The sequence below is a fragment of the Saccharothrix deserti genome (genome assembly GCF_009769385.1).
In the GTDB taxonomy this organism is placed as follows: Bacteria; Actinomycetota; Actinomycetes; order Mycobacteriales; family Pseudonocardiaceae; genus Actinosynnema; species Actinosynnema deserti.
This window is the reverse complement of record NZ_VKAB01000001.1, coordinates 359,755-373,758: the sequence shown is the minus strand read 5'-3', so window position 1 is coordinate 373,758 and position 14,004 is coordinate 359,755. Positions and strand designations below refer to the sequence as shown.

Annotated in this window: 14 protein-coding genes; 6 read left to right on the top strand and 8 right to left on the bottom strand. The window is 71.5% G+C overall.

What is annotated here, in order from left to right:
- Nucleotides 1–38: 38 nt before the first annotated feature.
- Together FM051_RS13285 and FM051_RS13280 are read right to left on the bottom strand one after the other, a co-directional pair.
- Nucleotides 39–557, bottom strand: coding sequence for a hypothetical protein (locus FM051_RS13285; RefSeq protein WP_158843226.1), 519 nt, complete (start codon nt 555–557; stop codon nt 39–41).
- 18 nt (nt 558–575) lie between these two features.
- On the bottom strand, nt 576–1,316 hold the full coding sequence (locus FM051_RS13280; protein ID WP_158843225.1) for a CAP domain-containing protein: 741 nt from the start codon (nt 1,314–1,316) through the stop codon (nt 576–578).
- Nucleotides 1,317–1,353: 37 nt separating this feature from the next.
- Here FM051_RS13280 and FM051_RS13275 point away from each other — a divergent pair, with 37 nt between their 5' ends.
- From FM051_RS13275 to FM051_RS13255, 5 genes are all read left to right on the top strand, one after another.
- The gene (locus tag FM051_RS13275; RefSeq protein WP_158843224.1) at nt 1,354–1,650 is read left to right on the top strand and encodes an acylphosphatase; all 297 of its coding nucleotides are present in this window, start codon (nt 1,354–1,356) and stop codon (nt 1,648–1,650) included.
- A gap of 15 nt (nt 1,651–1,665) precedes the next feature.
- Nucleotides 1,666–2,190 (top strand): sigma-70 family RNA polymerase sigma factor, encoded by a 525-nt coding sequence (locus FM051_RS13270; RefSeq protein WP_162470705.1) that lies wholly within the window; start codon nt 1,666–1,668, stop codon nt 2,188–2,190.
- Complete coding sequence (locus FM051_RS13265) at nt 2,187–2,846, top strand: anti-sigma factor family protein (protein ID WP_158843223.1); 660 nt, start codon at nt 2,187–2,189, stop codon at nt 2,844–2,846. The genes FM051_RS13270 and FM051_RS13265 overlap by 4 nt, the downstream gene beginning before the upstream one ends.
- Nucleotides 2,847–2,925: 79 nt before the next feature.
- Entirely contained in the window at nt 2,926–6,615 is a 3,690-nt protein-coding gene (smc, locus tag FM051_RS13260; protein WP_158843222.1) for a chromosome segregation protein SMC, read from the top strand.
- 152 nt (nt 6,616–6,767) lie between these two features.
- Nucleotides 6,768–7,334, top strand: coding sequence for a hypothetical protein (locus tag FM051_RS13255; protein ID WP_158843221.1), 567 nt, complete (start codon nt 6,768–6,770; stop codon nt 7,332–7,334).
- Between the two features lie 7 nt (nt 7,335–7,341).
- Here FM051_RS13255 and FM051_RS13250 read toward each other — a convergent pair whose 3' ends face one another.
- The 4 genes from FM051_RS13250 to FM051_RS13235 all read right to left on the bottom strand — a co-directional run bounded on the left by FM051_RS13250 (nt 7,342) and on the right by FM051_RS13235 (nt 10,227).
- Entirely contained in the window at nt 7,342–8,040 is a 699-nt protein-coding gene (locus FM051_RS13250; protein ID WP_158843220.1) for a lysophospholipid acyltransferase family protein, read from the bottom strand.
- Between the two features lie 14 nt (nt 8,041–8,054).
- Entirely contained in the window at nt 8,055–8,390 is a 336-nt protein-coding gene (locus FM051_RS13245) for a hypothetical protein (protein WP_158843219.1), read from the bottom strand.
- A gap of 81 nt (nt 8,391–8,471) precedes the next feature.
- Entirely contained in the window at nt 8,472–9,638 is a 1,167-nt protein-coding gene (locus FM051_RS53135; protein ID WP_158843218.1) for a cytochrome P450, read from the bottom strand.
- A 10-nt stretch (nt 9,639–9,648) separates the two neighbouring features.
- Nucleotides 9,649–10,227, bottom strand: a complete 579-nt coding sequence (locus tag FM051_RS13235; RefSeq protein ID WP_238412359.1) for a maleylpyruvate isomerase N-terminal domain-containing protein — start codon at nt 10,225–10,227, stop codon at nt 9,649–9,651.
- Between the two features lie 48 nt (nt 10,228–10,275).
- Between FM051_RS13235 and FM051_RS13230 the strand changes: the two genes are divergently transcribed.
- Nucleotides 10,276–11,211 carry a GNAT family N-acetyltransferase gene (locus tag FM051_RS13230; protein WP_158843217.1) on the top strand — a complete coding sequence of 312 codons (936 nt, stop codon included), beginning with the start codon at nt 10,276–10,278 and terminating at the stop codon, nt 11,209–11,211.
- A gap of 28 nt (nt 11,212–11,239) precedes the next feature.
- On the opposite strand, the gene FM051_RS13225 is transcribed toward FM051_RS13230, so the two are convergent.
- Nucleotides 11,240–12,799 carry a sodium:solute symporter gene (locus tag FM051_RS13225; RefSeq protein WP_158843216.1) on the bottom strand — a complete coding sequence of 520 codons (1,560 nt, stop codon included), beginning with the start codon at nt 12,797–12,799 and terminating at the stop codon, nt 11,240–11,242.
- On the bottom strand, nt 12,786–13,988 hold the full coding sequence (locus tag FM051_RS13220; RefSeq protein ID WP_158843215.1) for an anhydro-N-acetylmuramic acid kinase: 1,203 nt from the start codon (nt 13,986–13,988) through the stop codon (nt 12,786–12,788). The genes FM051_RS13225 and FM051_RS13220 overlap by 14 nt, the downstream gene beginning before the upstream one ends.
- Nucleotides 13,989–14,004: the final 16 nt, after the last annotated feature.

The following is a 14,004-nucleotide window of genomic DNA, read 5'->3' as shown; positions in this document are numbered from 1 at the left end:
TGGTGTGGAGGACCGTTACCCCTGGCGCACGACCTCGTTTACGGCTCCGACAACCCCGACGGCTCCGACGGCGGCGTGGTGGTCACCGGCGGGTTGGTCGTGGTGACGACTGGCGGCGTCGTGGTGGTCACCGGCGGGTTCGTCGTCGGCGGGTCGACCGGCGGCGTGGTCGTGGTGGGCTGCGGCTGGGGGTCGTCCACCGTGGTGGTCGTGGTGGTGCCGTCCGGCCTGGTCACCGTGGTCACCCGGGTGCGGCGGGAGGTGGTCGTCGCCTCGGTGGTCTCGGTCGTCGTGGTGGTGGTGGACGTCTCGGTCGTGGTCAGGGTGACCGAGGGGCCGAACGAGTCGCGTGGCGTCGTGGTGAGGGTGTTGCGGTTCACGACGTCCTCACGCGGCTGCTGCTCGGCGGGCGAGGCGTCCGGGGACGCGCCCGCCAGGGACGCGACGGTGGCGAAGATCGTCGACACGGCGACACCGGACGCGGCCAGCAGCACGTGGGGCGACACGCGCAGGCGGGGGCGCTCGGGCTCCGGGGTCTCGTACAACGGTTCTCCCATGGTGTGCTCGACGGTCTTTTACCAGCCGAAGTTCTGGGTCCAGTACCAGCCGCGGGTGTCCAGCCCGACACCGATGGTGGTGAACCCGCAGTTCAGGATGTTGCGGCGGTGCCCGTCGGAGTTCATCCAGGCCCGCATGACCTGGTCGGCGGAGCGCTGCCCCATGGCGATGTTCTCGCCGCCGGGGCTCGGGTAGCCCGCCGTGCGCATCCGCTGGGCGAAGTCGACGCCCTCGGGGGTGGTGTGCGAGAAGTAGTCGCGTGCGGCCATGTCGGTGCTGTGGCCCTGCGCGGCCTTGACCACCCGCTCGTCGACCTCCAGCGGCTTGCAGCCGGCGAGGTCGCGGGCCTCGTTCACCAGGGCGACGACCTGCTGGACCTGCGGCACCTCGGCGGGCGCGGTCGTCGTGGTGGGCGCGGGGGCCGGCTCGGACGGCGGCGTGGTCGTCGTCTCGGTCGTGGTGGTGGTCGGGTTGGTGGTGGTCGTCGCCTCGGTGGTGGTGTCCGGGGGCGGCGGCGCCTCGGTGGTGGTCGGCAGGAGCTGCGGCTCGGTGCCCGGCACCGGTTGGCCGACGCCGCCCACGCCGCCCACGCCGCCGACGCCGACGTTGTCGGAACCGCGGCTCTGTGCTGCGCTTTCCCCGATGAACGGGGCGAGCTGGTCCGGGCTCGCGAAGGCGACACCGGTCGCACCGGCTGCGCCGAGGAGCAGGCCGACGAGTCCGCCGATCACGGATCGGTTACCGCGCCGTGCTGTCACGGTCGCGCACCGTACCACTAACGGGTGAAATGTCAGGATGGCTGTCGTGGCTGGAGTAGAGCGAACCGTGCGCCTCACCGCTTGGGTGCGGGGTCACGTGCAGGGCGTCGGCTTCCGGTGGTGGACCCGCGCGAGGGCGCTTGAGCTGGGACTTGTGGGCTCGGCGTCCAATCTGAGGGACGGTCGGGTCGAGGTGAACGCGGAGGGCACGGAGGCGGCGTGCCGGGATCTGCTGACCGCACTCCGTTCCGGCGCTGCCCCCGGTCGGGTGGACTCGATCGTGGAGCGCTGGTCGGAGGCCCGCGGCGGTCTCACCGGTTTCGTCGAGCGTTGAACGCCGACGGGCCCGATGGCGTACTACTTCGATGTGGACCGTGGCGAAGATGTCGTCAGGCAGCTGTACGGCCGTTGGCGCGGCCCGTTGCACGGTTACGTCCTGCGCATGGTCGGCGGTGACCACCAGCAGGCGGAGGACGTGGTCCAGGAGACGCTGCTGCGCGCCTGGCGGCACGCCGACGAACTGACTCCCGCCGACGCGGGCCCGTGGCTCTACACGGTGGCCAGGAACCTGGTCATCTCCGGCTTCCGCAAACGCGGCGGCCGCAACTCGGAGGTGCCGATCGAGCCCGGGGACCTCCCGCCCGTCGCGGACGAGGTGGAGCACGTCCTGCAGAGCTGGCAGGTCGCGGAGGCGCTGCGCGCGCTGACCGCGGACCACCGCAACGTGGTGGTCGAGCTGTACTACCGGCGGCGTTCGGTCGCCGAGGCCGCCGCGGTGCTGGGCATCCCGCCCGGCACGGTCAAGTCGCGCTGCTTCTACGCCCTGCGGGCGCTGCGCGACGCGTTGGAGGAGCGGGGGGTGACCGAGTCGTGAGCTGCTCCCAGACCGTGGTGCTCGGCGCCTACCTGCTCGGCTCGCTCGACCCGGCGGAGCGGTCGGTGTTCGAGCGGCACGTGCACGGTTGTTCCCACTGCCGACGGGAGATGGTGCGGCTGGCGCCGTTGCCGGGGCTGCTGGGCCAGGTCCAGCTGGCGGACCTGGAGCTGCCGTTCGAGGACCCCGTGCCCGATCCGGACCTGTGGCCGCTGCCGCCGGAACCCGAACCCGTGCCGCCGCCACCGCCGCCCCGGAGACGGCGCTGGTCGTTGCTGGTCGGCGCGGGTGTTCTCGTCGTGCTGGTCGCGTTGGCCGTGCTGGTGGTGCCGCGACTGACCGGGGGCGACAGCCCTGCCGCGTCCGCCGTCACCTGGCAGGCGACCGACACCACCTCCGGCGTGGCGGCCGGCGCGGACCTCGTGCGCAAGTCCTGGGGCACCGAACTGTGGATGACCATCGAGAACATGCCCAAGGGCGTGAGGTGCAAGCTGATCGTCCACGACCGCGCCGGCCGCACCGAGATCGGCGGCTGGTGGGGCAGCGACCACTCGCCGGACGAGCGCATCCCCGGTTCCACGTCGTTCCCGGTGGACGAGATCGAACGGCTCGACCTGGTCGTCGACATGAAGGTGCTGGTCTCGGTCCGACCGTGATGCCGTCGACAGTGATACCGCTGGTCAGCGCCGGACCGCCTACGACTGGTACTCGCCGTTCACGGGTACTCTGCCTCGCGTGCACCTCAAGAGCCTGACGCTGAAGGGCTTCAAGTCCTTCGCCTCGGCTACCACGCTGCGCTTCGAGCCGGGCATCACCTGTGTAGTCGGACCGAACGGGTCCGGCAAGTCGAACGTGCTCGACGCGTTGCGCTGGGTGATGGGCACGCAGGGTGCGAAGGACCTGCGCGGCGGCAAGATGGAGGACGTCATCTTCGCCGGCACGTCCGGCCGCGCGCCGCTCGGCCGCGCCGAGGTGACGCTGACCATCGACAACTCCGACGGCGCGCTGCCGATCGACTACGTCGAGGTGTCGATCACCCGCCGGATGTTCCGCGAGGGCGCCACCGAGTACGAGATCAACGGCAACTCGTGCCGGCTGATGGACATCCAGGAGTTGCTGTCGGACTCCGGCATCGGCCGCGAGATGCACGTGATCGTCGGGCAGGGCCAGCTCGCCGCGATCCTGGAGTCCAAGCCCGAGGAGCGCCGGGCGTTCGTCGAGGAGGCCGCGGGCGTCCTCAAGCACCGCAAGCGCAAGGAGAAGGCGCTGCGGAAGCTGGAGGCGATGCAGGCGAACCTGACCCGCCTCACCGACCTCACCGCCGAGCTGCGCCGCCAGCTCAAACCGCTCGGCAAGCAGGCCGAGATCGCCCGCCGCGCCCAGGTCGTGCAGTCCGAGCTGCGTGACGCCCGGATGCGCCTGCTGGCCGACGACCTGGTGACGCAGCGCGAGGCGCTGGCCCGCGAGGAGCAGGACGAGGCCGCCGCCCGCGCCCGCCGGGCCGAGGTGGAGAAGTCGCTCCAGCAGGCCCAGGTCCAGCAGAACGAGCTGGAGGACCAGGTCGCGGCCGACGCGCCGAAGCTCCAGCAGGCCCAGGACACCTGGTACCGGCTGTCGGCCCTGGAAGAACGGCTGCGCGGCACGGTGCGGCTGGCCGTGGAGCGGGAACGGCACCTGTCGGCGGCCGTGGACGCGCCGCGCGGCGGCCGTGACCCGGACGAGCTGGAGGCCGAGGCCGAGCAGACCGCCGTCCTGGAGCAGGAACTCCAGGACGGCGTGACGGAGGCCAGGGTCGGGCTGGCCGAGGCGGTGGAGACGCGGGCCGAGCTGGAGCGGATGGTGTCCGCGGCGGAGAAGGCGCACCTGGCCGCGGTGCGGGCCATCGCCGACCGGCGCGAGGGCTTGGCGCGGCTGTCCGGGCAGGTCGAGGCGCTGCGGTCGAAGACGAGCGCGACCGCCGAGGAGATCGAGCGGATGTCGACCGCGTTGGCCGAGGCGGTCGAGCGGTCGGAGGTCGTGCAGCAGGAGCTGGCCGAGGCCCGTGAGGTGACCGGGACCGAGGACGAGGACGACGTCGGCCTGGACGAGCGGCACCGGCTGGCCGTCGAGGCGGACGACGCGGCCCGCCGCCGGGTCGAGGAGCTGGTCAAGGCCGAGCGGACTGCCGAACGCGACATCGCGTCGTGGAAGGCGCGGGTGGACGCGCTGTCGCTGGGGCTGACCCGCAAGGACGGCGCGGGCGCGTTGCTGGCGTCCCGGCTGCCGGGGTTGCTGGGGTCGGTCGCGGCGCTGCTGACCGTGGAGCCGGGTGCGGAGGTCGCGTTGGCGGCGGCGCTCGGGCCGATCGCGGACGCGGTCGCGGTGGCGTCCGGTGCGGACGCGGTGGCGGCGTTGGAGCTGTTGAAGGAGCAGGACACCGGTCGGGCCGGGGTGCTGGTGGGCGGTGCGGCGGCGACCGTCGACCGGACCGGCTGGCCGTCGCTGCCTGGCGGCGCGCGGTGGGCCGTCGACCTGGTGCAGGCGCCCGAACGGCTGCGGCCCGCGTTGCACCGGGCGTTGGACAAGGTCGCCGTGGTGGACGACCTCGGCACCGCGCAGGGCTTGGTGGACTCGCAACCGTCGGTGCGGGCGGTCACGCGGGACGGTGACGTGCTCGGCGCGGACTGGGCGGTCGGCGGGTCCGGGCGCAGCCAGAGCGTCATCGAGGTCCAGGCCGCGGTGGACGAGGCGTCGGAGAAGCTGGCGCTGGCCGAGCGCGCGTTGGAGCAGTCCACGGCCGCTCTCGAGGGCGCACGCGCCGAGCAGCAGGCCCGCCGTGCCGAGGTCGCGGCGGTGAAGGAGCAGCTCAACGAGGCCAAGGTGCGGCGCGCCCGGTCGTCCGAGCGGCTGAACCGGCTGGCGGCGGCGGTGCGTTCGGCCGAGGCCGAGGTGGAGCGGGTGCGGGTGCAGCGGGAGAAGGTCGAGGCCGCCCGCGAGGAGAACCTGCTCAAGCTCGGTGAGCTGGAAGAACGGCTGCTGGTGGCGCAGGAGCAGCCGCTGGACGACGAGCCGGACACCTCGCACCGCGACGAGATGGCCTCCGAGTTGGCCGCCGCCCGTCAGGGCGAGGTCGAGGCCCGGTTGGCGCTGCGGACCGCCGAGGAACGCGCCCGTGCGTTGCAGGGCAAGGCGGAGGGCCTGCGTCGTGCGGCACGTGCCGAGCGCGAGGCGCGGGAACGTGCCCAGCGCGCTCACGCGGCACGGGCACGGGGTGCCGTCGTGGCCAAGGCCGTGGTGCGCGGCGGCGAGATCGCGTTGGAGAAGATCGCCGCGTCGTTGACGCGCGCGGCCCGTGAACGTGACACCGCGCAGGAGCGCAAGACGCAGCGCGAGGCGTTCCTGGCCCAGATCCGCAACCTGGTGCGCGAGATGTCCGGTGAGCTGGAGAAGCTGACCGACGCCGTGCACCGGGACGAGGTGCTGCGCGCCGAGCAGCGGATGCGCATCGAGCAGCTGGAGACCAAGGTCGCCGAGGAGTTCGGCATCGGCCTGGAGGACCTGGTCTCCGAGTACGGCCCGGACGTGTTCATCCCGCCGTCACCGCAGGAGATCGCCGAGTACGAGGCGGCGAAGGAACGCGGCGAGATGGTGACCGCGCCGCAGCCGATCCCCTACGACCGGGACACCCAGGCGCGGCGGGCCAAGCGGGCCGAGCGGGACCTGTCGCTGCTGGGCAAGGTCAACCCGCTGGCGTTGGAGGAGTTCGCGGCGCTGGAGGAGCGCTACAAGTTCCTGTCCAACCAGCTGGAGGACATCAAGGCGACCCGGCGCGACCTGCTGACCGTGGTGAAGGAGGTCGACGACAAGATCCTGGAGGTCTTCACGTCGGCCTACGAGGACGTCGCGCGCGAGTTCGAGATCGTGTTCAAGGTGCTGTTCCCCGGCGGCGAGGGCCGGCTGGTGCTGACCGAGCCGGACGACATGCTGACCACCGGCATCGAGCTGGAGGCCAGGCCGCCGGGTAAGAAGGTCAAGCGGCTGTCGCTGCTGTCCGGTGGCGAGAAGTCGCTGGCCGCGGTGGCGATGCTGGTCGCGATCTTCCGCGCCCGGCCGTCGCCGTTCTACGTGATGGACGAGGTCGAGGCGGCGTTGGACGACACCAACCTGCACCGGCTGATCAGCCTGTTCGAGCAGCTGCGAGAGCATTCACAGCTGCTGATCATCACGCACCAGAAGCCGACGATGGAGATCGCCGACGCGCTGTACGGCGTGTCGATGCGCGGTGACGGCATCAGCCAGGTGATCTCGCAACGCCTGCGCGGCGAGACCAAGCCGAAGAAGGCCGCTGCCGCTGCCGCCGTCGCCGCCCAGGTCGAGGCACCTGCCGCCGCCGAAGCCGCGCCCGATGCTGAAGCCGAGTCAACCCCGCCTGCCCCGCCTGCCTAGCCGGACGAGTTGTCCACAGGCTCGGCCCCGAACGCCCGAAATGTCGGTGCCGGCCGGCAGGATGAAATCAGGGGACCCCTCTGGCGGGGACGCCCGCGGAGCACTACGTCCGCTGCCCCGCTGACCCGTTGATCTGTGCGTAGGGTCGCCTCATGGGCGACTTGGAGGACCGGCTCCGGGCACGGGTCGAGCAGGTGCGGCGGGAGCGGAGTCGGTTGCAGCGGCTCAACGCGGACGTGATGGCGCGCCTGCCGGAGCACCGCGAGGTGTGGCGCGGTCAGGCCAGGGCGTTCGCCCGGGTCGCCGCCGAGATCGGCATGGCGTCGACGCGCATCTCGGCGGAGTACAAGGCGAAGAAGCGCTTCGGCATCCAGCGGGCCACCTTGTGGGAGCACGACGTCCTGTTCGCCGAGGGCGGGATCGCCGTCACCACCGCCGGTGACCTCGTCGAGGTCGACGGCGACAACCCCGCGCCGTTCGCCGGTTTCCTGGACGAGGGCGACTTTGCCTACGACGCCCTCTCCGTCTGCCTCTACCGCGACCCGGCCGGCGGTCGAGCCGATATCGAGGACGTCGTCGGCATCCGCCGCAGCCCACGCGGGCTCGCCTGCTGCGTCACGGTGTCCGGCGAGCTCGTCGTGGTATGCGACGGCGGTGAGGGCAACGCGTTCATGACCTTCGAGCGGCGGCTGACGGAGGTCGTCGAGAAGTGGGCCTGAAAGGCGTTCAGCGGGCGTCGAGCTGCTTGGCCTCTTCCGGCGTCGGTGCCGCGCCGCCGAGGTGCGCGGGCTGCCACCACTGGCCCTCGCCCGACTCCGGGTAACGGGCCTGGGCGTCGTCGAGCAGCTCCTGCATCCGCTCGCGCAGCGCGTCGTCCGTGGTCGGCTCCATCGGCTCGCCCACGAGGATCGTGATCGGCACGTGCCGCTGCGTCAGCGACTTCGGCCTGCCCTTGGTCCACAGCCGCTGGGTGCCCCACACGGCGGTCGGCAGCAGCGGCACGCCCGCCTCGGACGCCAGCCGCACGGCGCCGCTCTTCACCTCCTTGACGGTGAAGGACCGGCTGATCGTGGCCTCCGGGAAGATCCCGACGACCTCACCGGCCCGCAGCGCGTCCAACGCCTGCTGGTAGGACGCCTGCCCGGCGGTCCGGTCCACCGGGATGTGGTGCATCCCGCGCATCAGCGGGCCGGACACGGAGTGCTTGAACACCTCGTGCTTGGCCATGAACCGGACCAACCTGCGCGCGGGCTGCGCGCCGTAGCCGGCGAAGATGAAGTCGAGGTAGGAGACGTGGTTCGAGGCCAGCACGGCCCCGCCGGTGGTCGGCACGTGATCCGCGCCCTCCACGTTGATGCGCATGTCGAGCACGCGGAACATCAGCTTGGCCGCGGCGATCACCGGCGGGTACACGCGATCTGGCATGTCACCAGCGTACGTTACTCGTCAGTAGTGCTCTCGTGTTCGCGCACCACACGCGGCACGCCTGCCAAGTCCTCCTCGTTGCACAGCAACTTGAGGGCGTAATACGGTGAACCCTTCGTGTCGTCGTAGTCCAGGTGGACCGCGATCACGTCGACCGCTTCACCGAGCCAGTCCTGGGTCTGCCGCAGCCAGGAGGCGGCGCGCTCCAACGCGCTGGGCAGGTCGTCGTCACGGAACTCGACCGGCCGGTAGGGGACCTCCTGCACCGTGTCCCGCTGGTTGGCAGGCATCGGTAGGTCTACCGCCACCCCGCTGTCGTTGAGTTCGAGTTGGATCGTTTCCTCGCTCACCCTCCCAGGGTTCCCCAATGCGAAACCCGCGGCAATAGATGTCGGTCATCGGTGCCGTCGCGTCGCCGTGTCGAGACTCGATCAGACCCGCACGGGCAGCTCGGCGAGACCGCTGACCAGCACCCTCCGCCACGCCAGTTCCTCGACCGGCCGAGCCGCGCGCAGCCCGGGGAACCGCCGCAGCAGCACCCACAGCGCCTCCTGGAGTTCGATCCGGGCCAACTGCGCGCCGAGGCAGAAGTGCGGGCCGATGCCCAGCGCCAGGTGTTGGTTGGGGGTGCGGGCGAGGTCGAGCGAGTCCGGGTCCGGGAACGCGCGCGGGTCGCGGTTGGCCGAGCCGATGGACGCCATCACGCCGTCGCCCGCGCGGATCACCACGCCCGCGATCTCCACGTCCTCCAGCGCCACCCGCAGCTGCCCGACCTCGCTGAGCCGGGTGAACCGCATCAGCTCCTCCACCGCGCTCGGCACCAGCGACGGGTCGTCCACCAGCCGTTCCCACTGCGAGCGCTCGTGCAGCAGGGTGGCGACGAAGCTGGTGATCTGGTTGGCCGACGTCTCGTGCCCCGCGACCAGCAGGTTCAGTGCGAACGCGACCAGCTCGTCGTGAGTCAGCGGTGTCGTGCACAGCTCGTCGAGCAGGTCGTCCGACCGCGGGTCCCGCCGTTTCGCCGCGACCAACGTGCCCATGTACTCCAGCAGGCTCGCCATCGCCGCCTCGACCCTGGCCTGCTCGGACATCTCCAGGCTGTACGCCAGCTCGACCCACTCCCGGAACCTCTCCCGGTCCGCGTACGGCACGCCGAGCAGCGTGCAGATGACCTGGATCGGCAACGGCAGCGCGTACACCCGCCGCAGGTCCACGCCGTCCGCCACGTCGTCCGCGAGTTCCTCGCACAGCTCCCGCACCCACGTCCGGGTCTGCTCGATCCGCCGGTGCGAGAACGCGCCGGACACCAGCTTGCGCAGCCGGGTGTGCTCGGGCGGGTCGGTGGTCGGCAGGGTGCCGGGCAACGGCCGGGACACGCCCACGCGAGGCGCGCCCGCCGCCACCACGCCCGCACGGGAGAACCGCGGGTCGGCCAGCACCAGCTTCACGTCGTCGTAGCGGGTCACCAGCCACACCTCCGCGCCCGCGAGGGTGCGGACCCGGACCGCCGGCGCCTCCTCCCGCAGCCTCGCCCACGTGGGCGAGGGGTCGAAGGCGAAGGCGTCGGCGAAGGGGATGTCGAGGACGTCGTCCGTCATGACCTTGACGCTAGGAGCCCGGGGGAGCGCAGTGCCAGCGCCATCCGGTGCGCTTCGGCAGGTCACCGAGCGGGATGCGGCCGTTCGCCCAGAGCAGCGTCTCCGCCGGGTCGCGGTCGGTCGGGGCCTCCGGGAACATCCGGGCCAGCACTTTCCGGGTCGGTTCCGGCGGCAGCGCGAACTCGAGCCCGAGGCCGCGAGCGGCGTCGTGGGTGTGCACCAGCATCTCGTCGCACCCCATCCCGGCGAACCCGGCCGCGTCCGCCAGACCCCACGGGTGCCAGCCGCGGTGGTCCGCCGGAGTCGCCTCGACCACCGCCGCCAGCACGGAGGCGAACGTCCGCAGCGTCCGCACCAGGTCGGCGGGCGACGAGTCGGGCCGCACCGCGACGTCGGCCGTGCTCAGCTCGCTCGGCCCGGCGAGGAGGTCCGTGGAGTACCAGAGCAGGCAGTCCGAGATGTGCGCCACGGTCTTCGCGACCGTCCAGTCCATGCCGGGCACGACCGCCGTCCAGTCGGCGTCCACCGCCCCGTCGAGGAACGCCGCGCACCGCCGCGCGACCTCCGTCACGTCCCGCCCGTCCAGCACCGAAAACTCCCTCGCATTCGTCCGACCTCGCGGGTGACCATTCCAGACATGTACGACATCCGTCCCGCCGCCCAGGACGACCTGGACGCCGTTCTCGCGTTGATCCTGCGGTTGCAGGCCGACGACGCGCACCACATCGGCTACCTCGGCGAGGCGCTCGGCGACATCTCCGCGGAGCTGGCCGAGTTCGAGCCGGACTGGGCCTCGTGCACCGTGGTCGCCACCGACGACTCCGGCTGGGTGTGCGGTGCGCTCAGCGTCGAGGTCGACGCCGATTCCGGCCGCGCCTACCTGCACGGGCCGTTCGTCGACGTGCCGGTCAACCACCCGGCGGGCAGCCGGATCTGGGACCAGACCGCCGACACCCTCTACGCCCACGCCGCGCCGCTGCTCGACGGCGTCGCCGACCGCGAGCTGCTCGGTCACACCGGGCACCGGCGGCTGGCCGCGTTCGCCGAACGGCACGCCTTCTCCGCCGCCCGCGCGTGCGGCATACACGTCCTCGGCGGCGACGGCCTGCGCAACCTGCTGCTGCGCGAGGCGAGCTGCCCGCGCACCGGACCGGCCCGCGAGATGCGCGTGCTGCCGACCGACCCGGCCGTGCACGAGGCGGTGGCCGTGCTGCACGAGCGGTGCTTCCCCAAGACGTACCTGTCCGGGCGAAAACTCGTGGACGGCAGCCGTTCGCACACCGTGGTGGTCGCCATGGACGGCGACCGGGTCCTCGGCTACGCCTCCGGCAAGGCCGAACCGGGCGAGTTCTACCTGGACTTCGTGGCCGTTGAACCGGACGTGCGCGGCCACGGCGTCGGCGGGGCGCTGGTCACCGAGCTGATCTGGAAGCTCGCCGAGAAGTCCGGCGCACGACCGCAGGCCGCCGCCGCGATCCTCGCCGGCAACCGCTCCTCCCAACGGCTGTTCGACCGGCTCGGTTTCCGCCTCCACCTCGAACTGGTCGCCTACCGCGCCAACGACGCCGCCTGAACCGCCGTGGACCGCTGCGAACCGGTGTTCACGCCGCCTTGACCGACACCACGTCGTCCCCGATGTCCGGCGGCTGGTAACCCTTGTGCCGCAACGACATCAGCCCACCCACGATCAACGTCACCAGCACACCCAACGGCGTGTACCAGGGGAAGGCCAGGGAGAAGATCTTCTTGGCGGGGGCCGCCGCCGCGAAATTGATCTCCAGGTGCGCATCCGGCCCGACGAACTTCACGCCCAGGATGACGAACGCCATCACCACCACGGTCACGCCGAACGCCACGATCGCGTCGAGCTGCTTGGCCTTGCGGAACAGCAACCCGAGCAGGAACGCGCCGAGCAGCGCACCGTAGGTGAACCCGGCGATGGACAGACCCTGCTCCACGATCGGGTTGCCGCGCCTGGTCAGCGTGGCGAACAGCCCGGCGCACACGATCAGCAGCCCGGCCCACACCACGGTCCAGATCCGGCCCTGCCGGAACACCTCGGCCTCGCTCATCGGCCGCCGCACCACCCGCTGGACCACGTCCGTCACGGTCGAGGAAGCCAGCGCGCCCAGCGACGACGACAGCGCCGCCGCCAGGATGCCCGCGATCACGAACCCGGACAGCCCGGACGGCAGCTCGTTGACGATGAAGCTCGCGAACAGCTCGTCGTTGTTGTTCAACCCGAGGTCGTTGACCGGGTGGGCCGCCTTGTAGAACGCCCACAGCATCACGCCGATGAAGAGGAACAGCGCGAACTGGAGGAACACCACCACACCGCTGGCGATCAGCGCCTTCTGCGCCGCGCGCACGTCCTTGGTCGCCATCAGCCGCTGCACGATCAGCTGGTCCGCGCCGTGCGAGGCCATGGACAGCACCGCGCCGCCGACGAACGCGGTCACGATCGCGTACTGCGAGGTGAACGGGCTGGCGTCGAAGTCGAAGACCTGGAACTTGCCCGCGTCGGCCGCCGCGCCGAACCACCCGTCGGGCAGCTTCCCGCTCAGCACCATGATCACCGCGAACGCGCCGACGACGTACCAGAGCATCTGGATCGCGTCGACCCACACCACGGCCCGCACGCCGCCGAGGAAGCTGTAGACGACCATCGCCACGCCCAGCACCGCCACGATCACCCAGTACGACGCGTTCACCCCGTACGCGGCGAGCACGACCTTGACCGGGATGGCCGTGGCGAACAGCCGCAGGCCGTCCGCGAGCAGCCGGGTGACCAGGAACGTCATCGACGCCGTGCTCTGCAGCCCCGGCCCGAACCGCTTGCCGAGGAACCCGTAGGCGGTGATCAGCTCGCCCGCGATGTACTTCGGCAGCAGCACGAACGACACCACGATCCGGCCGATCAGGTAGCCGACCGACAGCGACAGGAACGTCATCGGGCCCAGGTAGGCGATCGTCGGCACGCTCAGCACGGTCAGCGTGGACGTCTCCGCCGACACCACCGACACGCACACGACCCACCACGAGATGCGGCGCTCGCTGACGAAGTAGTCGGCGGCGGAGCGCTGCCTCCCGGCGATCCACACGCCCAGCAGCGGCATGCCCACCAGGAACAGCACGATGATGCCGACGTCAAGTGCGCGCATGGTCTCCTCCATCCGACTGCCGCTCCCGGCGGCTGGCCGTGCTCGTCGTGCTGATCGTGCTCGTCGTGCTGATCGTGCTGATCGTCAACCTGTCCACGGCCGTGATCGCGGGTTCGGGCAGGCGCAGCGGGTAGCGGCCGGGGGTGATCGACCCCAGCGGGCGCGGACCGGCGGCGCCGGTGGCGGACGGCACGTTCGCGGGCAGGCCGTGCCAGGTCAGGAAGCCCAGCAGGGCGGCGAGGTAGGCCTCCTTGCCGTCCGCGGGCAGTCCCAGTTCGTCGCTCGTGCGCAGGTCCACGTGTCGGGCCAACGACTCGACCAGCACCGGGTTGCGCATCCCGCCGCCCGAGCCGATCACCGTCGTGCCCTCGCACTCGGCGGCGATCGTGCGCACGGTGAGTTCGGTCAGCGTGGCCAGGAAGTCCTCGGCGGGCATGGTCAGCCCCTCGGAGACCCGGTCGAGGTAGGCGCGGTCGAAGTGCTCCTTGCCGGTCGACTTGGGCGCGGGCCGGGCGTAGTACGGGTCGGCCAGCAGCCGGTCGAGCAGTTCGGCGTGCACCCGGCCGCGGCGGGCGAACTCGCCGTCCGTGTCCTGCGTGCGCAGGCCGCCGGACAGCACGGTCATCGCCGCGTCCATGAGCGCGTTGCCCGGTCCGGTGTCGTAGGCGACCACACCTTCGGGCGATACCTTGGTGATGTTGGCGATGCCGCCGATGTTCAGCGCGACCGCGGGCTTGTCGAACCCGGCGTGCTCGTCGAGTCCGGCCAGCCACAGCGCGTCCAGGGTGCTCGCCAACGGCGCGCCGTGGCCGCCCGCGGCGACGTCCCGGACGCGCAGGTCGGCCACCACCGGCAGTCCGGTGGCTTCGGCTATCCACGCGGGCTGGCCCAGTTGGAGCGTGCCCAGGCAGCGGCCGTCCTCGACCCAGTGGTGCACGGTCTGGCCGAGTGACGACACGAGTTCGCCCTCGTACCGGGCGGCGACCTCGGCGAACGCCTGGCCGAGCCGGGTGTCCAGCCTGCACAGGTCGGCGGCGCTGGTGGGCGGCTCGCGCAGGTCCTCGGGGAACGGGTGCTCGGCGTGCTCGACAGGGGTCAGCACGACGGTCCGGCCGTCCAGGGACAGGTCGGCAACGGCCACGTCGATGGCGTCCATCGACGTGCCCGAGATGAGCCCGATCACCTTCACGCCCTGTGGTCTATTC

Coding starts and splice junctions, on each gene's coding strand:
- FM051_RS13285 (WP_158843226.1), bottom strand. CDS start 557: ATGGGAGAACCGTTGTACGAGACCCCGGAGCCCGAGCGCCCCCGCCTG.
- FM051_RS13275 (WP_158843224.1), top strand. CDS start 1,354: ATGGCTGTCGTGGCTGGAGTAGAGCGAACCGTGCGCCTCACCGCTTGG.
- FM051_RS13270 (WP_162470705.1), top strand. CDS start 1,666: ATGGCGTACTACTTCGATGTGGACCGTGGCGAAGATGTCGTCAGGCAG.
- FM051_RS13255 (WP_158843221.1), top strand. CDS start 6,768: ATGGGCGACTTGGAGGACCGGCTCCGGGCACGGGTCGAGCAGGTGCGG.
- FM051_RS13250 (WP_158843220.1), bottom strand. CDS start 8,040: ATGCCAGATCGCGTGTACCCGCCGGTGATCGCCGCGGCCAAGCTGATG.
- FM051_RS53135 (WP_158843218.1), bottom strand. CDS start 9,638: ATGACGGACGACGTCCTCGACATCCCCTTCGCCGACGCCTTCGCCTTC.
- FM051_RS13230 (WP_158843217.1), top strand. CDS start 10,276: ATGTACGACATCCGTCCCGCCGCCCAGGACGACCTGGACGCCGTTCTC.
- FM051_RS13225 (WP_158843216.1), bottom strand. CDS start 12,799: ATGCGCGCACTTGACGTCGGCATCATCGTGCTGTTCCTGGTGGGCATG.